This is a genomic window from Natribaculum luteum, assembly GCF_023008545.1.
In the GTDB taxonomy this organism is placed as follows: Archaea; Halobacteriota; Halobacteria; order Halobacteriales; family Natrialbaceae; genus Natribaculum; species Natribaculum luteum.
The window spans coordinates 238,193-261,206 of sequence record NZ_CP095398.1; the positions used below are offsets into that span (position 1 = coordinate 238,193).

General features: G+C 57.4%; 18 protein-coding genes and 1 pseudogene. 9 read left to right on the forward strand and 10 right to left on the reverse strand.

All coding sequences use genetic code 11. The annotated features are described in order from the left end of the window. The 3 genes from MU558_RS19890 to MU558_RS19900 are packed head-to-tail and all read right to left on the reverse strand — an operon-like array spanning position 1 to position 3,165. A complete protein-coding gene (locus tag MU558_RS19890; protein ID WP_246976264.1) occupies positions 1–978 on the reverse strand; it encodes an ABC transporter permease in 978 nt (325 codons plus the stop codon). Next, the gene (locus tag MU558_RS19895) at positions 971–2,053 is read right to left on the reverse strand and encodes an ABC transporter ATP-binding protein (protein WP_246976267.1); all 1,083 of its coding nucleotides are present in this window, start codon (positions 2,051–2,053) and stop codon (positions 971–973) included. Before MU558_RS19895 ends, MU558_RS19890 begins: the two co-directional genes overlap by 8 nt. Before the next feature lie 29 nt (positions 2,054–2,082). After that, positions 2,083–3,165, reverse strand: a complete 1,083-nt coding sequence (locus MU558_RS19900) for an ABC transporter substrate-binding protein (protein ID WP_246976270.1) — start codon at positions 3,163–3,165, stop codon at positions 2,083–2,085. Between the two features lie 204 nt (positions 3,166–3,369). Here MU558_RS19900 and MU558_RS19905 point away from each other — a divergent pair, with 204 nt between their 5' ends. The 3 genes from MU558_RS19905 to MU558_RS19915 all read left to right on the forward strand — a co-directional run bounded on the left by MU558_RS19905 (position 3,370) and on the right by MU558_RS19915 (position 7,623). Beyond that, positions 3,370–4,416, forward strand: coding sequence for an IS701 family transposase (locus tag MU558_RS19905; RefSeq protein ID WP_246976273.1), 1,047 nt, complete (start codon positions 3,370–3,372; stop codon positions 4,414–4,416). A 185-nt stretch (positions 4,417–4,601) separates the two neighbouring features. Continuing rightward, positions 4,602–5,600 carry an IS110 family RNA-guided transposase gene (locus MU558_RS19910; protein WP_246976276.1) on the forward strand — a complete coding sequence of 333 codons (999 nt, stop codon included), beginning with the start codon at positions 4,602–4,604 and terminating at the stop codon, positions 5,598–5,600. A gap of 835 nt (positions 5,601–6,435) precedes the next feature. Continuing rightward, positions 6,436–7,623, forward strand: coding sequence for an NAD(P)/FAD-dependent oxidoreductase (locus MU558_RS19915; RefSeq protein WP_246976279.1), 1,188 nt, complete (start codon positions 6,436–6,438; stop codon positions 7,621–7,623). A 184-nt stretch (positions 7,624–7,807) separates the two neighbouring features. Here the strand turns inward: MU558_RS19915 and MU558_RS19920 are convergent, their stop codons facing one another. Together MU558_RS19920 and MU558_RS19925 are read right to left on the reverse strand one after the other, a co-directional pair. Beyond that, positions 7,808–8,959, reverse strand: coding sequence for an NAD(P)/FAD-dependent oxidoreductase (locus MU558_RS19920; RefSeq protein ID WP_246976282.1), 1,152 nt, complete (start codon positions 8,957–8,959; stop codon positions 7,808–7,810). Between the two features lie 434 nt (positions 8,960–9,393). After that, positions 9,394–10,176 (reverse strand): IclR family transcriptional regulator, encoded by a 783-nt coding sequence (locus MU558_RS19925; protein ID WP_246976285.1) that lies wholly within the window; start codon positions 10,174–10,176, stop codon positions 9,394–9,396. Positions 10,177–10,444: 268 nt separating this feature from the next. Here MU558_RS19925 and MU558_RS19930 point away from each other — a divergent pair, with 268 nt between their 5' ends. Both MU558_RS19930 and MU558_RS19935 read left to right on the forward strand, forming a co-directional pair. After that, positions 10,445–12,394 carry an oxidoreductase gene (locus tag MU558_RS19930; protein ID WP_265781608.1) on the forward strand — a complete coding sequence of 650 codons (1,950 nt, stop codon included), beginning with the start codon at positions 10,445–10,447 and terminating at the stop codon, positions 12,392–12,394. A gap of 36 nt (positions 12,395–12,430) precedes the next feature. Continuing rightward, a complete protein-coding gene (locus MU558_RS19935) occupies positions 12,431–12,832 on the forward strand; it encodes a RidA family protein (RefSeq protein WP_246976291.1) in 402 nt (133 codons plus the stop codon). 225 nt (positions 12,833–13,057) lie between these two features. On the opposite strand, the gene MU558_RS19940 is transcribed toward MU558_RS19935, so the two are convergent. Then, positions 13,058–13,942 (reverse strand): EamA family transporter, encoded by an 885-nt coding sequence (locus MU558_RS19940; protein WP_246976294.1) that lies wholly within the window; start codon positions 13,940–13,942, stop codon positions 13,058–13,060. A gap of 627 nt (positions 13,943–14,569) precedes the next feature. Here MU558_RS19940 and MU558_RS19945 point away from each other — a divergent pair. Then, complete coding sequence (locus MU558_RS19945; protein WP_246976296.1) at positions 14,570–14,992, forward strand: ester cyclase; 423 nt, start codon at positions 14,570–14,572, stop codon at positions 14,990–14,992. Here the strand turns inward: MU558_RS19945 and MU558_RS19950 are convergent. From MU558_RS19950 to MU558_RS19960, 3 genes are all read right to left on the reverse strand, one after another. Then, positions 14,989–15,156, reverse strand: coding sequence for a hypothetical protein (locus MU558_RS19950; protein WP_246976299.1), 168 nt, complete (start codon positions 15,154–15,156; stop codon positions 14,989–14,991). The two genes, MU558_RS19945 and MU558_RS19950, sit on opposite strands and share 4 nt — an antisense overlap. 182 nt (positions 15,157–15,338) lie before the next feature. Then, positions 15,339–16,526, reverse strand: a complete 1,188-nt coding sequence (locus MU558_RS19955) for an NAD(P)/FAD-dependent oxidoreductase (protein ID WP_246976302.1) — start codon at positions 16,524–16,526, stop codon at positions 15,339–15,341. A gap of 136 nt (positions 16,527–16,662) precedes the next feature. After that, positions 16,663–18,138, reverse strand: coding sequence for a CoA-acylating methylmalonate-semialdehyde dehydrogenase (locus tag MU558_RS19960; protein ID WP_246976305.1), 1,476 nt, complete (start codon positions 18,136–18,138; stop codon positions 16,663–16,665). A gap of 222 nt (positions 18,139–18,360) precedes the next feature. Between MU558_RS19960 and MU558_RS19965 the strand changes: the two are divergent. Then, positions 18,361–18,589, forward strand: a pseudogene (locus tag MU558_RS19965) (aminotransferase family protein); the annotation flags it as partial. An 80-nt stretch (positions 18,590–18,669) separates the two neighbouring features. Then, on the forward strand, positions 18,670–19,974 hold the full coding sequence (locus MU558_RS19970) for a glutamine synthetase family protein (RefSeq protein ID WP_246976308.1): 1,305 nt from the start codon (positions 18,670–18,672) through the stop codon (positions 19,972–19,974). Between the two features lie 24 nt (positions 19,975–19,998). Here MU558_RS19970 and MU558_RS19975 read toward each other — a convergent pair whose 3' ends face one another. Further along, a complete protein-coding gene (locus tag MU558_RS19975; protein WP_246976311.1) occupies positions 19,999–21,348 on the reverse strand; it encodes an aspartate aminotransferase family protein in 1,350 nt (449 codons plus the stop codon). Between the two features lie 170 nt (positions 21,349–21,518). On the opposite strand from MU558_RS19975, the gene MU558_RS19980 reads away from it, so the two are divergent. Next, positions 21,519–22,646 (forward strand): class II histone deacetylase, encoded by a 1,128-nt coding sequence (locus MU558_RS19980; RefSeq protein ID WP_246976313.1) that lies wholly within the window; start codon positions 21,519–21,521, stop codon positions 22,644–22,646. The last annotated feature ends 368 nt before the right edge of the window (positions 22,647–23,014 follow it).

Sequence of the window (23,014 nt, forward strand, 5' to 3'; positions counted from 1 at the left end):
TTACCCCATGCTCCTCGAGCTGACGTTCAGTCCCAGTCGACTGCCAAGCCACAACAGGAACAGCACAACGACCAAGAGGATGAACGACAGGGCAGCGCCGAGGTTCCAATTGAACAGTTCACGGAATTGTGAGACGATGACGTTGGCGTAGAGGATTCCGTTGCTGCCGCCGAGAAGTGTGGGGGTGATGAACGCCGCGGCGCACTTGATGAAGATGAACAGTGAGCCGGCGGCTGCTCCCGGCAGAGTCAGTGGGAAGATGACCTCTTTGAAGACGTCGACGCGGGTCGCACCCATGTCCTGTGCGGCTTCGATGAGCGAGTTGTCGAGGCCGTTCATGCTCGCGTACAGCGGGAGGATCATGAACGGGATGTAGACGTAGACGAGGCCGACCGTCGTCGCGAGTCCCGTGTACAGCAGCTGCAGTTTCGGGAGCCCCAGCGTCGAGAGCGTCGTATTGATGATCCCGTTTTGCGAGAGAATCGGAACCCAGGCGTACGTTCGGATCAGATACGACGTCCAGAACGGGATGATTACCAGCATGATCAGGCTCGTCTTGTACCGCTGTGGCGCTTTCTGCCCGACGTAGTACGTGATCGGATACGATATGATCAGGCAGATGAATGTTACGACGAGAGATACACGCAACGACTTCAGGAGTAGTTTAACGTACGTGGCATTTTCCCAGTTGAAAGAGAGAAGCGCGTCTGGGGTCAGGAATGCCACGTAGTGGTTGATCGTGAAGGCGAAGCGCTCCATCGGAACCTCTTGGAACTGGTTAATACTGTAGAGGAACAGGAGGAAGAATGGTAACATGTAGACGACCGTCAGCAACAGCGCGACGGGACCAAACGTCGCCAACCCTTTCCGGTACTCCGACCGAAGGGCGTCAATGACCCACGCTCTAACCCCGTCCGGGCTGGTAGGTGCTCCCTCTGTGGCGAGATCGGTTTCACGAACCGGTGATTTATTACTCATCGGTTGAATTCCTGAATAGCTTCGTTTGCGTATCGTCCCATGTCATCGATACCTCCTCCCCTATCGTCGGTAGCTCGTCGATCCGTTCAACGTGTTCTTCGACGACTAGTGTCTGACCATCTATGTCGATGTGGATCTTCATCGTGTTCCCCTGGTAAATGACATCATCGACAGCTCCAGAGAGACGCGGATCGTCGCCGGTGAGGTGGATCTTCTCGGGGCGAATCGAGACTGTTACGCTCTCCCCGTCGGAGAACCCGTCGGTATCCTTGACTGGGATCTCGATGTTACCCCACACGACCAAAGCTTCACTGCCCCGGGTCTGATACCTACCGTCGATCAGATTGGTGTCACCGATGAAATCGGCGACAAACCGCGTTTCGGGCTCCTCGTAAATCTCCGTCGCGGTGCCCACCTGCTCAACGTCCCCGTCGTTCATCACTGCGATGTAGTCACTCATCGTCAGCGCCTCTTCCTGATCGTGAGTGACGTACACGAAGGTCGTCCCTAGTTGGTTCTGGAGATTCTTCAACTCGACTTGCATCTCTTCGCGCAGTTTCATGTCGAGTGCACCGAGCGGTTCGTCCAGAAGCAGTATGGTTGGTTCCGTAATCAGCGCTCGCGCAAGCGCGACACGCTGCTGTTGCCCTCCAGATAGCTCGTCGATACTCCGGTCTTGGTACCCGCCGAGGGAGACCAGTTCGAGCATTTCCTCGGCACGTCTCTGTCGTTCCTCTTTGGACACGTCCCGCATTTTCAGTCCGAAAGCGACGTTCTCCCCCACGGTTTTGTGCGGGAAGAGCGCGTAGCTCTGGAACACCATACTCGTCGGACGGCTATAGGGCGCCACCGAGGAGACGTCCTCGTCGGCGATCGTGATCGTCCCTTCCGTTTGCTCCTCGAAGCCGGCGATCATTCGAAGTGTCGTCGTCTTTCCACACCCCGATGGTCCGAGAAGCGTCAGGAACGACCCTTGTTCCACATACAGGTCGAGGTCGTCGACAGCGACAACGTTACCGAATTGTTTGGTGACGCCATCTAACACAACGTCGTTGTTCGCGTTGTTCGTAGCCATAGTTTATAACAAGTGAGATTTTCGTTCTGTTACCGCGACTTCACGCGAGACCAAATCTCGTCGTACTCGCGCTGCATCTCGTCACTAACCATGTTCATGATAGTTAGTTGGTCCAGGGAATTCAACCGGTACTTCTCTGTCTCTTCTTCGGTGTAATCGACCGCACTGGATGGGATGGCGTATCCGTTCAGTTCCATCCAATCACGTGCTGCGTCGCTGGCGCAGAAGTCGATCCATTTCTCGGCGAGTGTGCGGTGTTTCGCACCCTTGACCACGCACTGATTGTCGACCCAGCCCTTAGTCCCCTCTTCGAAGAACGAGTATTCAACGGGGAGGCCTTCATCCTTTAGGAGATTCGCGTCGCCGTCCCACGTGTACATGATGTCGACCTCACCGGATTTCATAATTTGTTGAACTTCCTCTCCACTGGTCCAGAACGTGCGCACGAGTTCTGCATGTTTGTACAGTTCCTCCTCGATTGCTTCGAGATCGTCTGGGTTATTCGGGTCCTGGCCGAGTTTTAGTGCCGCGTAAAACACCTGAACCTTTGCGTTATCCCGGGTGGACATTCGGCCCTCGAATCGATCGTTCCAGAAAATATCGATACTTGGGGGCGTGCTGATCTCTCTCTCTGTATCGGTCTTGTACGTGAACCCGGTCGACCCGAACGTCGCCGGAACGGCGTACACGTCACCGTCCTCCTCGTACACGTCGAGTTTTAACTCGTCGAAAATATACTCCTCGTACGCCGGGATATTTTCCAGCCGGAGTGGTTCGAGCATGTCGTTCCCCATCATCCGCTCGACAGCGTAGTTCGTCGGCTGCACGATGTCGTAGGTTCCTTCGGGGATCGACCGCAGTTTGTTGACGGCGTCGGCGTTAGAGGTGAACGTCTCGACTACCACCTCGCAGTCGTGTTCCTCTTCGAACGGCTCGATGAACTGATCGTCGGCGTATCCGCTACCCCAGCTGAACAGGTTCAACTGGTCGGAGTTACCGGAGTTATCGCTACCACCAGTACAGCCCGCAAAGCCAGCTAGAATACCTGTTGCTGCTGTTCCGCTCACTTTAAGATAGTCTCTACGACTATGTTGGTTGTCCTCTTTTCTCATAGCTACACCCACTATCACTCAACCCTCCAATAAAAATGTTGTGTAAGTATTTCTTTATTTGGGGCCAATATATCACAGAAGGAGCTTTCGAATCCTTGTAGATAGACGTGCACCGTGATTCGGAGTCACTTGCACCTTGATCTCTTAACTCCTTGACTTCGCACCTTATGCTGGTAGAACGCGTAGAACCAGCATTGAACGCTGATGCTCCCTGTTACGTCGTTCCTGTCATGCACTGAGCCAATCGACCAGTTAGAGTGTTTCTCGACGAGGCAGAAACACCACGCCAAGACCTACGTTACAGGTCTTGTTGCGGCCAGCAACAAGACCGTCCAAGGCATCTCGAACCACATTCTTCCGGCCAAAAGTGAGCGTGCCCTGAACAAGTTCCTCACCGAGTACAACTGGGACGAAGACCAGCTCAACAGAGAACGTCTCGCGCTTCTCCAACAGACGAACGACACGAAGTGGAGCAGTGACGGTGTCGTCATCATTGACGACACCTTCACGCACAAAACCGGCGAGAAAATCCCGAACGTCGGAAAATTCTACGACCACACGATTCGCGGCTATATCTGGGGCCAGAATCTGGTGTATGCACTCTACGCCGACGAGAAAACCACCTATCCACTCGGATTTCGTCTCTACGAAAAAGATGCACAGCGACGGGTTGAGTTAGCTATTGAACTCGTCGATGAACTCATCGAGATAGGTGTCCCGGCGGACACCTATCTCTTCGACATGAGCTACTGTTCCCAGGAGTTCGTCACTCACCTCGAAACCTACGGCAAAGAGTGGGTTTCAGCCGTTAAAAGCGACGCACGCGTCATGTACGGTGGTGAGCGAATCCGAGTCGATGCGCTGGCCGAGCGCATCGACACCGTTCCACGCACGATCGACGGCGAAACCTACCACATCTGGACACAAAAACGCGAAGTGAGCCGTCTTGGTGAGGTGAAGCTCCTGATTACAACGAAAGAATCCAACAACGACGAGGAAGAACTGAGCGTGAAGTACATAGTCTCGAACAAAATCGATGCACCAGCGAGCTATCTCATCGCGTTGTACGCGATGCGATGGCGAGTGGAGACGTTCTTCAGGGACACCAAGCAGGATCTCGGTTTTGGAGACTGCGAGCTCCGGCATGCCGCAGGTACCAGTCGCCACTGGCACCTGCTGATGCTGGCCTACAGCCTCCTCAAGCTCGGTGCTGACTCGATGGAAATTCTGCTATATCCCATGAGAGCGTGAAACAAGTATGGGACGCAAGAGACCGTGCTGTATGCCGTGCCCGAGAGCACGTGGTGCTGACTGGTCCGAGTGCGTAGGAAGCCGAGTCATGGGCATCACAGCCCGACTGCCGCCAGGAGCGGCAGTCGGGAAAGCCCGTATAGGTGCATCTCTGTTTCACGCACCGGCGTTCCAAGGTGAATCCAATGTTCATTGGAATCGACGTACACAAGCGGTACTCACAGATCGCAGTACTGGACGAAAACGGTGAGATCGTCGAAGAGGTTCGCGTCGAAAACGCGAGCCTCGACGACTTTGCCCAGCGGTACGCTGGGGCCAAAGCCGCGCTTGAAGCGACCAGCAACTACTACCACATCCATGATACTCTTTCAGAGTATCTGGATGTTAGTGTCGCTAATCCAGGCGAACTGAAGTTGATCTCCGACTCGGATAAGAAAACTGACCGCGTTGACGCGAAACAACTCGCTCGGATGGTTCGGTTGGAATCGATTCCTGAGAGCTACGTTCCAACCGACGAGGTTCGGCAAGCCCGCGCACTTGTGCGCGGGCGACAGAAACTCGTGGAGAACCGGACCGAGTACGCGAACAAGATCCACGGCTTGTTGAGTGATCACGGCATCACTCGGGAGGTAAAGCCGTTGAGTGTGGAGGGACGAGAGTTCCTGGCGGAACTCTCGCTCCCGGAACCGTGGGATGCGTTGCTGGAGTCATACCTGGAACTCATTCAGGTACTCACTGAGCAGATCGAGTCGTTGGAAGCGGAGATCGAGGAACGAGCTGGGTCTCTGAAGGAGACCCAGCTCCTGATGACGATTCCTGGTGTGAGTTACTTTACGGCGTTGACGATTTACGCGGAGTTGGGCGAGGTCAACCGGTTTGACCGGGCCAAAGAGGTCGTAAGTTACGTCGGGCTGAACCCGATAATCCGCGAGTCTGGCGACTCGCGGTTTGAGGGAGGCATCTCGAAGCGAGGATCAGGACGGGTCCGGTGGCTGCTCGTTCAAGCGTCGTACACGGCGGTTCATACATGCGAAGACGAGTACCTCAGCCGGTTTTACAACCGGTTAGCTCGGAAGAAGAACTCGAAAACAGCGATTGTGGCAACCGCTCGGAAGTTGCTGGTTTCAATGTATCACATGCTTGACCGTGAGGAGGTGTACGATCCACCAGGGGTGAGTGCCTGAGCGCCGCCCCGGCGGCGCTCATTGGCCGGCCGGTGGTAACGTTAGCGACTGCTCTCGCTAACAAGAAGTCCCCCGCCTGATGGTTGTTACAGTAGCCATCGGTTCGCCGGTTGTCGATTCTTTGCTCAACGAGTAGAGCAAGTCTTCGTACCCCGAAAAATTATCTTGGCAAACGTGGTTTGCTCAGCCAGCAGAATTTCCATAGGTGCACACAGCGCCCTTGGAACGATCCTCGAACGTGCAACCTCACTGCGTAACGACATCAAACGATCCTTCCGCGAAAGCGTTGAAAACCTCTTGTCCTGGGCGCTCAACAGCCCAAACCGAAGTACCGACGAGCTAATGCACCAGATCGAAGGCATGGTCGTCTAACGTGCGAAGTCAAGTAACTCAACAGCGGTTCCCGGACTGTAGTGAACGTATTCTGAAACTAGCAATCTACTAAGATGACACACTGACCGAGAACGAACTGTTCGAGAACCAGTCGAGGGTCCTCGCAGACCTGATCACGGCGGCTCGTTGGAGATGCGGACGAAGGGTGTTTGGGCTGTGTGTCCCATCCCGAGACAACCGCGACGTCTGGCAGCTCGAGTCGATGATCAGTGATTTTCGACACCGATAACAGATTCACAGATGGGCAGGCATCCGCGACTACGTCCAAATCGAACCCTTACACTGCGCTTTTGTATCCTGTGAGCGGGGTGCCCGCGTGTCGTGGAGGATGACGGGGATTCTGATTAGCGACGCTGCATTCGTAGCGTCAACCCTACGGTACGAGACGAACTACCCCCGTCGACTCCCCAGTTTTATTAGTGAATAGGTAGCACACTAATGTATGACAGACAGTAAATCAAACTACGACGTCGTAGTAATTGGTGCTGGAATATCCGGAATCATCGGCGCCTATGAACTCGCCATCGATCACGACGTGCTCGTCATCGATCAAGGGCGAGTGGCAAACGACGCAACGAGCCGAGCGTCGGGTCTCATCTCGACCCCACAGGTATTTCCGGACATGCCCGCGTTCGGTGCCTATGCAATCGACTTCTTCGAGAAGTTCAGCGGAACCGGGATATTTTCTTACAAGCCTCGAAGAAAGATTCAACCGGTGTTGAACGGTGGAGAGGCGGCGGCACGACAACACGCACAAGAGCAATCTGAACAGGACAATCCGGTCCACTACTACGACCCACACGAGTTCAACGAGCGATTCCCGAACGTCGCCCGTCTCGACGCTCTCGAAGGGTACGACGGTGTCCTAGAGTACGAGCGTACCGGGATGATAGATCCCATGGACTACGCTCACTCGTTGAAAAACCAGGCCAAGAGCAGAGGTGCGGAGTTCCGAACAGACACAGAAGTTTTGGACGTTTTAGTAGATAATGACGTTGTTGCCGGTGTCGAGACGGAATACGGGCGCGTACACGCTCCGAAGGTCGTCTGCGCTGCTGGGTGGCGAACAAACGAACTGCTCGCCGACCACGCCGAACTCCCGGTCCGCCCGTTCCGATGGCAAGCCGTCGAAGTCAAGCTTTCCGACGGCCTCCCCACTGCATACCCGATGGGATCCGAGACATCGATGGAGGTGTACTGGCGACCGATCAACGGCGACAATCTCCTGATCGGCGGGAGGCCTATTACGGTCGGTTCCCCGGCGTCGGAGCCGTCGACGATCACGGACTCCTTCCAAACAATGGTTCGGGAGCAACTCCCCGAGCTCCTTCCAGTCTTAGAGGACGCGACGATCGTTCGGGAGGAGTGTTGCCCCACAGGCGACTCCGCGACTCCGGACGCGTTGCCGATCTACGACACGCCTGCAGACGCGCCCGATGGACTGGTTATCGCCACCGGGTTCCAGAAAGGTGGAATCATGAGTTCTCCGTGTACGGGAGCCGCGATTCGGTCACTCGTGGCAGACGAGCCTGCGCCGTTCTCGCTAGAACCGTTCCAACTCTCCCGATTTGATGATCGCTCGTCTGATTTCCCACTGATGAATATCTACACGGCGTTTCGAGAGAGTTAGTTGAGGATCGCTGCCTGGATTCTGATTCGAGATCACATCTCAAGACTGCTCCCGTAATGTGCCACTGTCTCATCAAACCGTGACATGAATAGATAGGTGATAGGGCTGTTCTTCCATATATGAACAAGTGATTGGGCGTAAAATTACGTTAATATCATGCAAACATTACTACACCCCCGTTTTCTCAGCGGTCGTCCCACCACTCAACGGCGTCATTTATTTCAAACTCCTCGCCGCCCTGGTACCTCGTCGGATCGAACTCTGAGGGGTCGACGAGGGGGTCGTCACCGCCGATCAGATCAGCGAGCAGTCGAGCACCGAATGGGCTATTGGAGATACCCTCACCATTGAATCCGCTGCAGACGTAAAGCCCCTCGATGTCTGTCTCACCGATATGGGGATACCGGTCGGGCGTTGCCGAAACGCGTCCGGCCCAGTCGTCGTGGAGAGTTGCGTCCTCGAGGAGCGGTATTATTTCGGGGGCACGCTCCCCGACTTGTCGGAGGAAAGGTACCCGGGCCCGATTGTGGAAGTCTTCTAGATCCGTCACCGGTGTTGTGGTTCCGCCGCCGAACAGCACCCTGCCGTCTGGCGTCGGTCGTCCGTAGACGCTCCAATCAGGCGCACCCCACATAGGGAGGTCTATATTGTTTGGCGGATCGAGGATAGCAATCTGGCTCGTTCGCGGTCGGAGAGCGACGTCAGTCCCGGCCCGTTGGAGGAGACGTTTCGTCCATGCACCGGCGGCGATGATCACGACGGGTGCCTCGTAACTGCCGTTGGTCGTCTTTACGGAGATATCTTTTCCCTCTACCTCGAAATCTCTCACCTCCTCGATCTTCAGAGAGACCCCTTCGTCGCGGGCGACGGCGTGGGCTGCGTGCGTCAGCTGTTCTGGATCAGTGTAAACTGCTTCATCTATACAGAGGGCTGCTGTGACGTCGTCAGTAGCAAATTCCGGCTCTCGATCGGCTAGCTCGGCAGCACTCAATAGCTCCGTTTCGACAGTCGTCGATTCGTCTTTTAAACTGAGGTAGTGAGCCCCTTCGTCGCTGTACGCGATGGAGTACGATTTTTCCCGGTGGAATGTGAGGCCATCGTACGCTCGTTCGTATTCTTCGTAGAGGTCACGCCCGACGCGGGAAGCCTCTGCACCGAACCGTTCGTGCCGATAGATGGTCAGACTCCCCGCTGCACGACCACTGGCTTTGCTCGCGGGCGCATCACGTTCTAGCATGACTATGTCGTCCACGCCGGCACGGGCGAGCTGGACCGCACAGTTTGCACCGACGATGCCACCACCGACGACAACGGCGTCAAAAGAGGTACCAGGCATTGCTATATGGTAACTTGGTGTCGACTTAACTGTTACGCCCTGTTGAGTTTATCGTCCTGCGACAAGATGCGGTGCAGGTGTTGCCGAACAACCCCTCCAGATTGTCGTCTGATGTTCTGAATCTTGTGTTCACACTACGCTGCGGAGTCGTGATTATTTAGTCCAATGATTGTTTCAGATTTCCAGAAGGACTGCAACTTGGGGACACGAAATATTCGAATGGTGTGTGCACTCAACCGAATAATTCGGCGGAGAAATACTTTCAAGCATCAGAAAGTGGTTGAGCCGCTTTGCTGAGCGGTGTCACGCTAAGGATCGCAACGACTGATCGAGGAAGCATAGAGAGGAGGGTCGATACCGACTTGAATCGGAACAGGAAACAACCCTCTGAGAATCGTCGATGAGCTGTGTGAAACAATTGTTAGCAGATGATCTTACGACTCTGTGGCTGCTATATCAGCTTCGATGGACTCCTTAGTGCGGAGTAGTTTGTCGATTATCCATTGAGGTACGTCATTCTCGAAATGGTAGGTCGGCCATCCCACGGTTACAGCCCCGATTATCGTTCCGTCAGGATGTGTTAGGACGACACCGATATTGTCGAACCCTTCGACGACTTCTTGATCGGCTCTGGAGTACCCCCTCTCTCGTATCTGTTCTAGCTGTTCGTATAATGTATCCCGACTCGTTATCGAGTACGACGTCATCTCGGGAAGCCCCCACATATCCAGTATCTCTTCGACCCGTTCGTCGGTCATTTCTGCGAGTATCGCTTTTCCGGAGGCTGTACAGGTCATCGGGTAGAACTTTCCGACGTTCAGGCTTGTGTCGATGGTGGAGTATTTTGTCAACTCGTATCCTGTATCGATAACAGAAACGACACGGCCGTTTTCCTCAACGAGAAACTCTGTATCCAGTTCTATTTGTTGGGCGACCTCGAATATATTGCGCCTGATCTCTCGTATGAACGGAATATTCCTTCGGGCAGACATTCCATATTTGAGTTGCTTCATTCCAAGAGTGTACTTGCCGTCTTTCTTGACGAGGAAACCCTCATGTTCGAGTGTGGTCAGATGATTGTGAGCCGTACTGTGTCCGATATCGAGTTCGGAGGCGATGTCGGTCAGTCTCGCATTTCCGTGTTTTTCGACGTACTCGAGAATCCGCAGGGAACGTATCGTCGATTGGACCAACCGTCCGGAACTCGTGTTTTCCATTACCAGATATGTGCCAACCATCGCATAAAGATGTCTCGGTGAGACAGGGGCAGTATCGTGATCTGTCGTGAAGCCGAGTTGGATCCGCCGACTGGAGCCACGAGCAGTTCTCGATCACAGTCAGTGGGATTTGGCGAGCCCCCAGCGTCTCTCGCGGCACAAGGTTAATAAGTAATCATAAACATTACAGTTTCAGGCGCCTTCGTCGGATGGCCGTCCAGTGGGACGAACAGTCCGACATGTGCGCACACAAACGCGAAAACTCGCTATGGCACACGACACACTTTTCGAGCCGACACAAGTGGGACCAATCCGGCTGCCGAACCGTATCATGAGTTCGGGACATCAGACGACGCTCGTACACGACCACTTGCCGACTGAGGAGTTCAACGCGTATCACCTCGAACGTGCTCGCGGTGGGGTCGGACTCGTCGTTCTCGAGGCTCACGCCGTCCACGAAAGTGGATTGCTGACCGACCACACTATCGACGCGTCCAACGATGCGATCGTCGATCTGTACGAGCCGTTCGCAGAAGCGATGCACGACGCGGACACCCGCGTTGTGGCACAACTCTTCCACGGCGGCCGAGAGCGCTACGCTGGGGAGTACGCTCCGCCTGCACTATCGTCGTCTGCCGAACCGACGGATCGGCTCCACGTCGTGCCACGGCCGATGGAGAGCGAGGAAGTGTACGAAATGATAGACTCGTTTGCCGACGCTGCGGCGCGGATAGAGCGCGCAGGTCTCGACGGTGTCGAAGTCGTCGGGTCACACACGTATCTGCCGGCGCAGTTCTGGAGCCCGAACGTCAACGACCGAAACGACGAGTTCGGTGGCAGTCTCGCGAACCGCTGTCGATTCACGACGGAAGTTATCAATCGCATCCGCGACCGGACGGGCGACGATTTCGGCGTCGGTCTCCGATTCAGTGCCGAGGAACGATCCGAACAGGGGCTCTCGTTCGAAGAAACACTCCCCATCGTCAAGCAGATTGACGACGAGACATCTCTCGATTACTGGAGTATCGTCGTCGGTAGTTCCAGTACGCAAGAGGGTTGCAGTTACATCGTCCCTCCGGCCACCGAATCAGAAACGGTGACCCGGTCACCCGCCGCAGTCATCGACGAGATGGTCGACGGACAGGTCATCGTCACGTCACGTATCAACACTCCCGAGAAGGCGACACGGATGCTTGAAGAGACCGGAGCCGACGTCGTCGGGATGACACGGGCCCTCATCGCCGATCCGTCTCTCCCACGGAAGACGAAGTCTGGCGAATGGGACGACGTTACACCTTGCGTAGCCTGCAATCAGGGCTGCATCGGCCGGTATCAGGAGGGATTGCCAATCCGCTGCACAATAAACCCCGTCACCGGCCGCGAGACCGAGTACAGCGACCCAGACCTCGCGGACACGCCGAAGTCAGTCCTCGTGGTCGGTGGTGGGCCTGCAGGCCTCGTCGCGGCGACGACGGCGGGCAAACGCGGACACGACGTGACGCTTCTCGAAGCCACCGATGAACTCGGCGGGCAGGTGACAGCCTACGCCGACCTGGAGCACCGAGGGCGGTACGAAGACTGGCTGGATACGCTCGTCTCGCGCCTGAGCGAGTACGACGTGACCGTTGAGTGTGAAACCCATTTCACTCCCAACGACGTCACCGTGTACGATCCCGACGAACTCATCCTTGCGACAGGGGCGAAAGGACGTACACCAGACGTGAAGATTGCCGACGGGGCGTCGACGTACACCGACGTGGAGATACTCGAGAAAGACGACCCGTTCAGCGAGTTCGTTCTCATCTCTGACTGGGAGGGCAACGAGGCGGCCCTCGACGTGGCAAAGCAAGCGGTCGCAACCGGTTCCGACGTCGAAATCGTCACGTCGGCGTATACGGCGGGTGAGTCCGTTCAACAGTACATTCAGAACACACTGCTGGGCGACCTCTACGCCGAAGACGTGACGCTGACACCGCACCATCGCGTCGACGCCGTCGAGGCCGAAGCCGTCGTTCTCCAGAACGTTTTCAACGACGAACAGGAACGGCGAACGGGCGTCGACACGGTGGTCTTCGCACACGCCGGCGAGGCTGACTACGAACAGTACCGCGCCCTCGCGACACGCGACGTGCCGGTACATCGCGTCGGTGACTGCTGGGCCCCTCGTTCGCTGGACGAGGCAGTCTGGGAGGCCTTCGAGACGGCCACGGAACTCTGAGCATCGACTACAGATACCACCAAGAGAGACCCCAACATGACGTTCGAGACACACCACACCGGGACGAACTGGGAAGGAGACGCTGCGTTTTCACAGGTTGCCACGGTCCCCGCCGATCACTCGTTCGTGGTTACGGCTGGACAAGTCGCCTACGACGACGACGGCAACGTCGTCGGCATCGGGGACATCGAAAAACAGACGCGAAAGGCGTTCGAGAATCTCGACCGGACGCTCAAGTCAGCAGATGCATCGATGGACGACGTACTCAAACTTCGCTACTCGATTACCGAACTTGAGTACTACGAAACGGTCAAAGACGTCCGCGACGAGTACCTCTCGGAACCGTATCCGACCGGAATGCTCGCGGTCGTCAACGGGCTCGCCACACCCAGACTGCTGATCGAGATCGAGGCACTCGCGGCGATTTCCGACAAGTGAACTACTAGCATGGTCGACTGAAGCAAAATCGGCCTATGTTTTGAGACCTCTTTGAACCCTCGATAGCGCCGTTAGAGATTCGATCAGATTACGAAATTGAACTTGACATTTCGAATAGGTATATTTCGAGATGGGCTGCGAAGAGAGCGAGAGAGAACCAAACTGCCGGTAGTGATACTGTATACTAGAATGTGAATATAGCGTTAGCCACGGCTTATGAGTCCACTACGCCAACGTTATGAGCGTCGCCCCACACACAACCAGAGACACACCGGTGGCGATTCCGAGAGTCACTCGTTCGATGTCGGTGAGAACGACAGCGCTGACAACGGTAGCGACGACGGGAGATAGACCAGAGAGGGCAGAGACTATCGCAACTGATCCGCGGGCGAACGCCTCAAACAGAAAGAAGAGCGCAAATGCCGAGAGCAGACCACTCCAGATGAACGGCCGTAGTGCATCTACCGGCGGAACGAGTTGTCTGTCGCGAGCCACCGCGGCGTAGACGAGGAGAGCGGCGAGAGTAGCGATCGCGTTCACGGTGATCGCCTCTAGCGTCGTCACACTCGTACGCGTCAGTCCGTACCGTCGCACCACGTTCGAGACGGCGTAGGCCGCTGCAGCCGAAAGCGGGAAGACGAGCTCGGCGATGTCCCATCCAGCTTTATCTCCGCCCTTCGACGTGGCGACAACTGTGAGGCCGACGACGATGACGACGATCCCAAACGTAGTCTGGAGCGACATTGCTTCTCCGAGGAAGAGTAGCGCGATGACTGTGGCAAAGAGCGGATGAGTGTTGAACCCGGCACTGTTGATACTTGCCCCGACTCGGTCGACGCCAGTAAAAGACGCCATCCACGCTACCGCACCGGCCGCCCCCGACGAAGTAAACACGAGCACTGCAATCGGCGAGAGCGACAGGAGGTCAGTGACATCACCGAGAACAGCAAGGCTAGCAAAATAGCAGATCGTTCCGACGGCGACGACAACGAGAGATCCCTGGAGTGACGTCCCACCACGAACGATACCAGACTTCGTCAGCACGGGGCTAGCTCCCCAAAAAAGCGCTGCGAGGAGTGCGAACAGATACACGTCTGGAATAAGACCCATGACTAATTACTGTCCCAGTCACTTGTAAATCACGGGGTCGAAGAGAAGTCTGCTCACAGTCTCGAGGGGAGTGCAGTACAGGCGTCGTGGTGGTTTGGGCCCGACAGAGGGCGTCTCGGTCGAGTCTTTCGAATTTGCACCTCGACTTGGCGAAGACTGACGCTCACGGGGACCGGGACGGCTCGAATCGCACACGGCCGCACAAGCAGCTAAAAGAACTCATCCCCATTACAGTCTCACATAACACGGTGGGGTACGATATCGTAATTACAGGTGCAGTCGTCGCTGGGTGCATCAGTGCCTATCAACTAGCGTCGGACCACGACGTGCCCGTCATTGCAAATGGGCAGGTAGCAGGAGAAATCACGGCCGTTCGTCGGAACTCATCACCATCACCACCGACGTGCTCGTGCCTCGGTCGGAGATACTCGACGTTCCAGAGATGGCGTCTCACGTCGACGGAACCAGATAGTTCGAGTTCTTCGAGCGCCCGGGCGGCGAACCTGTTCCGACCGACCAGGTTGATAGCGCCCGTGACTACGTGGCCGACCCTCAGGAGGACGGCCTCGCAGTGACCCTTCAACAAAACAATTAACAATTCACGGATAATGATCTATCTTGAGGTTCATGACCGACACGACAACGAGATCGGACGGTGCAGAACTGGCGCAGCGACTAATCGAGGAGGTCTGGAGCAAGGGCCAACTCGAGGTGATCGACGAGATCGTCTCCGAGGACTACGTCGACTACTTCGCGGGCGAGCCCAACGTCCGCGGCCGTGAGGGGCTCAAGGAGTATGTCACGGAGACCCGGGAGAGCTTCCCCGACTTCGGGAAGGACATCGAGGGACTCGTCGTGAACGGCGACTCGGTCGCCCTCCGGTTCACTGCGACGGGAACCCACGAAGGCGAGTACGGGGGTATCGAGCCGACGGGCAAGGAAATCTCGTTCGCTGGCTCCATCTTCTTCCACATCGACGACGGCGAGATCACGGCGACCTACGAGAGCGCCGACATGTTGGGACTCATGGAACAGTTGGACGCCGTTTAGTCATTCCACAGGTAACTCGCCGTTTTTTCGCCGTTGTCATCTACCGCTATTACCATCGCATGGCCATTGCACTTCTCGGACGCCGGGCTGTCCCTGGCAGTTCGGACCGATTCGCCCTCGATGACTGCATCAAATTCGATATCGACGAGTATCTTCCTCTTCAACTAGCGGTACCTCGATGACCGTGCTTGCAGGTTGGTGCGCGCCGAGATACTCGGTGAGGGCAGGCACGACCTCGTCCTCCGTTTCGAGCGCTACTGTAATCCACGATCGAAGGATCGCAAGGTAACGTTCGGTCAGTACCATTGCGGGTATGTTGGCTTTTCCAACCTGCCGACGCGTTTCCTCAACTCTGTGGACCGACCAACTCCGGTGATTCGGCGATGTACGACGAACCGAAGTCGGTGGACCGATCCTCGAACCGGTCGAGCGAGAACTCGTCCACGGAGAACGGGCCATCCTCGTCGGTGACGACCATCCGAATCGCCGTGCCGATCACGGGGGCTGCCATGATTCCGAATCCGTGTGTCCCGGTGGCGACGGCGAGCCCCTCGGGCGCTTCAGCAGGGGCATCGATGATCGGATACCGGTCAGGGGTGGCAGAATCGCCAAATCGGCAGGTGTCACCGGCGACGAATTGCGCCTCACCGAGGTTGGTGATCAGCTCGGGAATTGTTCCCGCGATGAGACGCTGGAACCCTTCTGTCGTCGTCGACCGAGGCGTTCCTGGCGGTTTCACGAAGTACGTTCCACCTCCGATGTGCAGTTCCCCGTTTGGCTCCGCACGGAAGTAGAGGTGCGAGTGTTCGTCCCATGCCATCGGGAACTCCTCTGTGAGGGTGCGTTCGTGGTCGAGGTTGTACGTCTGGTACCGGTACGGTCGAGTCGGGATGCTGACGTGTTCGGAAACAAACTGTCTGGTCCGCCAGCCGGCGGCCACGACCACCTGTTCAGCCCGGATTCGCTCGTCTGCTTCGGTGTCGACCCCGACGATGCTGCCGTCTTCAACAGCGAGATCGTCAACCTCGACGCCAGTCAGGAACGTCGCCCCGTCACGCTCAGCGTCCTCTTTCACCGTCGTCACAAACGTGTACGGATCGAGCCAGCCGGCGTCCTCGTAGACGATGCCACCTGCGTGGCCGTCGAGTTCGAACGTATCGGGGAAGCGGTTCTCCAGTTCATCCGGGGTGTGAAACGCCGCGTCGAACCCGTTTTCACGGAGCGTCGCAGCGTGGTCACGCAGTGACGCGACGTCGTGTTCATCCGACCGGAGCTCCACGTACGATCGCTCGTGGAACGAGAAGTGACCGGTTCCGTCGTATTCGCGGAAGAACTCGATAGCGTGTGCTGCGGCGGCCGGGGTATCGGAGTACTCTTCTACGACCGTGACGAGCCCAGACGCCTTGCCCGTGGCGCCTCCACCGATCTGGTCCCGTTCGACGACGAGGACATCGTGGTCCGGTGCCAGCTCTCGAGCGGCCATACAGCCGACGATTCCTCCACCGACGATAATAACATCGTACTTCTGGCTCATTGCTACTGGGTATCATATGGACAGCAGTCGTCTAATTACTTTCGCTTTGCCGGGCGCCAGTACGAGTTGCCGTGTCACTCCCCACTTTGACAGTACGGACTCACAAACCGAAGTGAAGTAGTGCCTGACGGTGGAGTCAGTTGTCCGGCCAGCGCTCGATGTAGACGGTCTCGTCGGTGTAGAACCGAACCACGTCCTCTGCTTGGGCGTGGAGGTCTCCGAAGAAGGAGTCCTTCTGTCCACCGAAGTGGAAGAACGCCATCGGTGCGGCGGTACCGGCATTGACCGCGAGGTTCCCGGCTTCGGCGTCGTGCCGGAATTTCTTCGCCTCGCTCCCCTTGCCCGTGAAGAGGCTCGCAGCGTTGCCGAACTGGCTCTGGTTCATGATTTCGATGGCTTCGTCGATACCGGCGGCGGGCATTAGGCCGAGTACTGGTCCGAAGATTTCCTCTCGGCTGATGACCATATCGGTGGTCACGTCTCGGAAGATGCAGGGGCCAAGGAAGTTACCGTTCTCGTAGCCGTCGATCGTCACATCACGCCCGTCGTAGACGAGTTCCGCGCCTTCACTGATGCCGGTTTCGACGTAGTTGCGGACGCGCTGTTCGTGTTCAGGGGAGATCAGCGGACCGATCGTCGTGTCGTCGTTGAGGCCGTAGCCGACCACCTGTCGGTCGGCTTCGGCGACCACGAGATCGACGAAGTCTTCGTAGACGGATTCCTCCACGACCACGACGTCGTTGGCGAGACACCGCTCACCCGAACAGGCAAGTGCGGACGAGACGGCTTTCTCGGCAGCGAACTCGAGGTTCGCCGACTCAGTCACGATGACGTGATTCTTCGCGCCACCCTGGGCTTGCACGCGCTTTCCGTTGGCGGCGGCCTTTTCGTAGATGGTCTCCGCGACCGGGGTACTCCCGACGAAGGAAACGCCCTCGATACCGTCGTGTTCGAGGATGGTGTCGACCGTATCAACACCACCATTGACAAGCTGGACGACGCCGTCGGGGAGAGACGTTTCGTCTAGAAGTTCGAACAGTTTCCGTGCGGTCAGTGGGGCCTGTTCGCTCGGTTTCAGGATGAAGCTGTTTCCAGTCGCGACCGCGTAAGGGAGAAACCACAGCGGGATCATTCCCGGAAAATTAAACGGCGTAACTGCCGCGAACACGCCGAGCGGCTGGCGGACTGCGGTCTCGTCGATCTTCGGGGCGGCGTTCTCAACGTGCCCAGCCTGCATCAGGGTTGGCATCCCACAGGCCACCTCCACGTTCTCGATCCCGCGACGGAGTTCTCCCTTGGCCTCGCCGATGGTCTTGCCATGCTCTTGGACCAGAAGCTCGGCGAGTTCGTCCTGGTGCTCCTCGAGGAGCTGTTTGAATTCGAACAGCGGCTGGATTCGCTCTTCGATAGGCGTCCGCCGCCACGTTTTGAATGCGTCTTGTCCAGCCGTCACCGCGTCGTCGACGTCGCTCTCGGAGCTGAATCCGACCCTCGCGATTGACTCGTTCGTCGCTGGATTGTCGACTCGCTGACCGTCCTCACTGGCGGTGGCCCACGTCCCGTCGACGTAGTTCTGGACTTCACCGTGTTGTAACTTCGTTGTTTCAGCCATGGCGTACGTGTTAACTGGGTCGAACAGATAAAAACATTCTGCTTCACAGACCGCTAGTGGTGGCTTGGTTTCGGCGTTCGATCACGGCTCAGTGGCGATCTCTTCGGCACTTTCAGGGCTCTCGCCGGTGTTCGCGACGGGAGTCGAGGCTATCGTTCTCACCGACGTGAAGCGAATGATGCGGGGAACCGTCATTAGCATCTCTCTGGTGTGAGCGCGTATTTCGCCATCTTCGGTAGCGAGGCAAACGAGGTCGCCATCCAGCTCGCTCGGGAGTACAAGGACGCCTCCAAGGTACTCACCCGGTGGCGGTCATATCATGGCGGGACGTACGGGGCAGCGAGTCTCACTGGAGAGTTGGAGACGCGCGCGAACGTAGAACGAACGGTACGCCGCGACATCGGGAACTGCTCGATTCCTCCCGCCGGTGCCCGAGTGTTTCGACGCAGACGGTCGCGCCATCCGGCGGACGAAGCCTAGCTGTGAATTCTTCTGGGTAAAGTATAAGTGGTAAATTAGTCCATCATATGTATGGAACGCGATAGCTCGGGCACGGAAATGGAGCGACAGATCGACGAATTGGGTATCGACCACGTGTTCGTCGAATTTCCGGACATAAACGGAATCTCCCGGTCGAAGCAGCTTTCCGCCGAGAAGTTTCTTTCGACGTGGGAGACCGGTCCAACGATGAACCTCGCCGTACTGGTCCAGACGCCCCGGAACGAAGTTCCAGAGGGGTCTGGACTGGCCGAGGAGATTGGCTTCGCGGACGGCCGACTCCGACCCCTTCCGGAGACGTTCCGACCTCTTCCGTGGCGTAAGAACGCTGCACGGGTCCTCTGTGATCTTGAGTATCGCGGGGAGCCCGTCGCGGCTGCGCCACGACAGGTCCTGAATCGATTGCTCGACGAACATGGGCTCGGGATCGATCTGTTCGTCGGCAGCGAACTGGAGTTCTATCTGCTGGAAGCGACGGATGGAGGGTACGCTCCGGTGACCGACGACAAACACGAGTGTGTCTCGTGGGCGACAGAGGAAGTCGGACCGTTCTACGAGGCGCTCTCGAAGCTGGGAGAGCAGTACGGCGTGCCACTAGAGTCACTTCAGCACGAACACGGTCCGGGACAACTGGAGGTTCTGTTCGACTACGGAGACCCGCTCTCACAGGCAGACAGGACGTTCGATTTCAAGCGTCTCGTCAAGCAGACGGCTCGTCTTTCCGACCGATACGCGACGTTCATGGCCAAACCGTTCGCGGACGAGTCGGGAAGCGGATACCACCTCCACGTGAGCGGGTTCGAGGGCGAAGAGAACGCGTTCGCCGACGGCGACACGCTCTCGGACATGGGACAGTACTTCGTCGGCGGCTTGATGGAACACGCACCGGCACTCGCTGCTATTGGGACGCCGACGCTCAACGGATTCAAGCGCTACGTCCCTGACGGGTTCGTCCCTTGTACGGCGTCGTGGGGGTACGACAACCGGCAGACTGCAGTCCGTATTCCCTCTGGAATCGTCCGCGTCGAGAGCCGTATCGGTAGCGCCGACGCCAATCCGTATCTCGTGATTGCAGCCACTCTCGCAGCCGGCATCGACGGCGTTAGAAACGAACTCGAGCCAGGCGACCCTGTCGAGGGGAATCCTGCTGGACAACGGACGCCGCTCCCGCGATCACCATCTCAGGCGCTCGCAGCACTCGAAGCCGACACCGCACTCCGAGAGCTTCTCGGTGAGGACGTGATTCAAGCGTATCTCGCGTCGAAGCGACAGGAGTTGCAGTCGTTCTGGTCGACTGTCACGCAATGGGAACGCGATCAGTACGTCGAGACGCTCTAGTACCGTTGCGGGACGGTCGTTCCGTCAGGACTGTTGCTCCTCGGCCAGCTTCGGTGCAACGTTCTTGAACGCCTCGATTGTCTCGTCGATGTGCTCCTCGGTGTGCTGGACGCTGATCGTCCACTGCTGGTCAGCGCTGTGTGGATGGGGCATGACTCCCTGGTTGAGCATGGAGAACCAAAAGTTCTCGTGAAGGCCGTAATCGATGTTGTCGATCCAGTCACGGTAGTTCTCGATCCGCTTGTCGGTAAAGAGGATGCTTCCCTGAGAGTTGACGTGTTCTACGTGACCCACGATGCCTTCGTCCTCCATGACGTCTTCGTACCCTCGAACCATCCGTTCACCAAGCGCATCAACGTGTTCGTAGGCATCTTCGGTGAGGACATCCTTCAACTGTGTGACGAGCGCCTGCAGGACGAGGGGATTGCCGTTGTACGTTCCGTAGTGGGCGGCACCGTCGTCGATCCGCTCCATGACTTCCTCTTTACCACCGATCGCACCGACAGGGAAGTTCCCACCAATGGATTTTGCCATCGCAACTAGGTCCGGTTCGACGTCGTAGTACTCGGCTGCTCCCCCGGGGGCGACCTTCACCCCTGTTTTCACCTCGTCGAAGATATAGGTGATACCGTACTCGTCACAGAGCTCGCGTAACCCCTGCAGGAAGTCCCCGTGCGGCTGGGTCATAGCGACGTTCATCACGATCGGTTCGACGATGAGCGCCCCGATCTCGTTGATGTTGTCGTGCATGATCTGTTCGACCGCATCCAGATCGTTCCATGGGGCGATCTCGACCGTCTCCGCTACCTTCTCCGGGACGCCTTCGCTCTCGACGACACGGGCGGGGCGCTTGGGGTGCCCGCTGAGCCGGCCGGGCGCAGACTTGCTCATGAGCACGTAATCGTGACACCCGTGGTACGACCCCTCTATCTTGAGGAGCTTGTCCTTGCCCGAGTACGCCCGGGCAATGCGGATGGCGTGCATCGTGCTCTCGGTCCCAGAGTTGGTGAAACGGACCTTGTCCACCAAATCCCAGCGTTTCTTCAGCTCCGTCGCCGCCTCAGTGAGCAGCTTGTGTGGATGAGTGAAGAGAGTCCCACGCTGGAGCTGCTCGGTCACTGCCTCCGTCACAGCGGGGTGAGCGTGCCCACTCATCCCAGCGCCGTTGTTCATATCAAAATCCATATACGAATTCCCGTCCACGTCGTGGAGATACACTCCCTGAGCTTTGTCGATAAACAACGGATGGGGGTCCCACGCCCGATACGAGCTCGCAACGCCCACCGGGACGTGGTCGCCAGCCTCGCGGTACAGTTTCCTACTCGTCGGAGTCCGTTCGCGATACTCTGCTTCAACCGATTCCCACAATTGCATTGCAACCACCGGTTAGAGGTACTTGTTAATATAGCTCATGGTTGTACCATAGGTTCTCCGTCTGTTCTGTACCGGGCGTTCCGTCCTCGGACCGGTCGCTGGACTCGATCGGTGTGCAGAATAGTTTATACGACTCTCTCACAAACAACCACTGGGTTCAGAATCCGACTATGAGTGAAACCAACGAGCTCACCGTCTTCTGGGACGACCGATGTCTTGACCACGAACCCCCCGCGGGGGAGTTCGAAGCGGAGTGGACCGGCCGCCTCGCCGTTAAGGAACCACACCCCGACCGCTCGGAACGCATTCAAAACATCCGTCACATAATCGAGCAGACAATCACCGATCAGGTCACGTGGGCCGAGGTATCGCCGGCGACCCGTATACAGCTCGAGCGCGTCCACGATCCGGCGTATATCGACGAGTTCAAAGCGTTCTGCGAGACTGGTGGTGGACGTCTGACGGTCGAGACGGGAGCCAACGAGGCGAGCTACCCTGCCGCCGAACATGCCGCTGGAGCGGCGGTTCAGGCGGCCAAACACGCACTCGAGCACGGCCTGCAGAACATCCCGTACGCTCTCGTCAGACCGAGCGGACACCACGCCCAGCCCGCACAGGCCGACGGCTTCTGTTTCTTCAATAATGTGGCCGTCGCTGCCGAACACGTACTCGAGACGACAGAGACAGAGCGCGTGGTGATTTTCGACTGGGACGTCCACCACGGAAACGGGACACAGGAGTGTTTCTACGAACGCGACGACGTACTCGTTATCGGCATCCACAACGACCACTGGTCGTGGGATCCGGAAGCGCATCCGCAGACGGGTGACGTCGACGAGCACGGTCGTGGCGCTGGCGAGGGATACAACCTGAACGTCCCGCTCCCACCCGGGACCGGCGACGAGGGCTACGAGTACGCCATCGATCGAATCGTCGAGCCGGTCGTTACCGACTTCGATCCGGACCTCATCATCGCCAGTGCGGGCCAAGATGGTGGCACTGTCGATCCGCTGGGTCGAAACGTACTCACCAAGGATGGGTTCGAGATGCTGGGCCGGCGGGTCCGCGAACTCGCCGCGGCTACTGCTGGTGGTAGGCTGGCGCTGATCCAGGAGGGGGGCTACCAGATCAGTCATCTCGCGTACGCCACGCTAGGCGTCCTCGAGGGCGTGCTGGAATGCGAGACGGGAATCGAGGACCCGATGGCGTGGATGGACGAGGATTTCGACTCCGCCCGACGAGCCGTCGACGACGTTGCCGACTACTACGCCACGTACTGGCCTCTGACGCAACGGTAGCGACAGGAAGAGAGACAACAGCGACCAGCAGGCAACGACGGCTCGCCTCCGTGGCTCCCCGTTTCGTGGTTTCGTCGTGGGCCGTGTGATCTCGCTACATTATTCATATCACTGAAGAAAATAGCTGTAGGTGACCGATGGAGTCCATCTCGCATCAAGTGTTCCGACGCAAGCTTCGGAAACTCAGCTACGAACCCGTCATGGTCTTCGTGGCCGACCTCTGGCGTGCCGGGGATGGGAGACGCAGATCGACTGCCGGGTGATCACTGTGACACGGTCAGCCGAATCGAGGTCGCAGATGCGTCGTGAGCGACTCGCCGTCAAGGACAGAAGCATCTGGTTCCGAATCTAGCCGGAACGGGCCGACG

Excerpts from the sequence above, each read along its gene's own strand:
- MU558_RS19930 (WP_265781608.1), top strand. The coding sequence starts at position 10,445 with ATGGCACACGACACACTTTTCGAGCCGACACAAGTGGGACCAATCCGG.
- MU558_RS19920 (WP_246976282.1), bottom strand. The coding sequence starts at position 8,959 with ATGCCTGGTACCTCTTTTGACGCCGTTGTCGTCGGTGGTGGCATCGTC.
- MU558_RS19940 (WP_246976294.1), bottom strand. The coding sequence starts at position 13,942 with ATGGGTCTTATTCCAGACGTGTATCTGTTCGCACTCCTCGCAGCGCTT.
- MU558_RS19935 (WP_246976291.1), top strand. The coding sequence starts at position 12,431 with ATGACGTTCGAGACACACCACACCGGGACGAACTGGGAAGGAGACGCT.
- MU558_RS19905 (WP_246976273.1), top strand. The coding sequence starts at position 3,370 with ATGCTCCCTGTTACGTCGTTCCTGTCATGCACTGAGCCAATCGACCAG.
- MU558_RS19945 (WP_246976296.1), top strand. The coding sequence starts at position 14,570 with ATGACCGACACGACAACGAGATCGGACGGTGCAGAACTGGCGCAGCGA.
- MU558_RS19895 (WP_246976267.1), bottom strand. The coding sequence starts at position 2,053 with ATGGCTACGAACAACGCGAACAACGACGTTGTGTTAGATGGCGTCACC.
- MU558_RS19975 (WP_246976311.1), bottom strand. The coding sequence starts at position 21,348 with ATGCAATTGTGGGAATCGGTTGAAGCAGAGTATCGCGAACGGACTCCG.
- MU558_RS19890 (WP_246976264.1), bottom strand. The coding sequence starts at position 978 with ATGAGTAATAAATCACCGGTTCGTGAAACCGATCTCGCCACAGAGGGA.
- MU558_RS19960 (WP_246976305.1), bottom strand. The coding sequence starts at position 18,138 with ATGGCTGAAACAACGAAGTTACAACACGGTGAAGTCCAGAACTACGTC.
- MU558_RS19900 (WP_246976270.1), bottom strand. The coding sequence starts at position 3,165 with ATGAGAAAAGAGGACAACCAACATAGTCGTAGAGACTATCTTAAAGTG.
- MU558_RS19980 (WP_246976313.1), top strand. The coding sequence starts at position 21,519 with ATGAGTGAAACCAACGAGCTCACCGTCTTCTGGGACGACCGATGTCTT.
- MU558_RS19910 (WP_246976276.1), top strand. The coding sequence starts at position 4,602 with ATGTTCATTGGAATCGACGTACACAAGCGGTACTCACAGATCGCAGTA.
- MU558_RS19970 (WP_246976308.1), top strand. The coding sequence starts at position 18,670 with ATGGAACGCGATAGCTCGGGCACGGAAATGGAGCGACAGATCGACGAA.
- MU558_RS19955 (WP_246976302.1), bottom strand. The coding sequence starts at position 16,526 with ATGAGCCAGAAGTACGATGTTATTATCGTCGGTGGAGGAATCGTCGGC.
- MU558_RS19915 (WP_246976279.1), top strand. The coding sequence starts at position 6,436 with ATGACAGACAGTAAATCAAACTACGACGTCGTAGTAATTGGTGCTGGA.
- MU558_RS19925 (WP_246976285.1), bottom strand. The coding sequence starts at position 10,176 with ATGGAAAACACGAGTTCCGGACGGTTGGTCCAATCGACGATACGTTCC.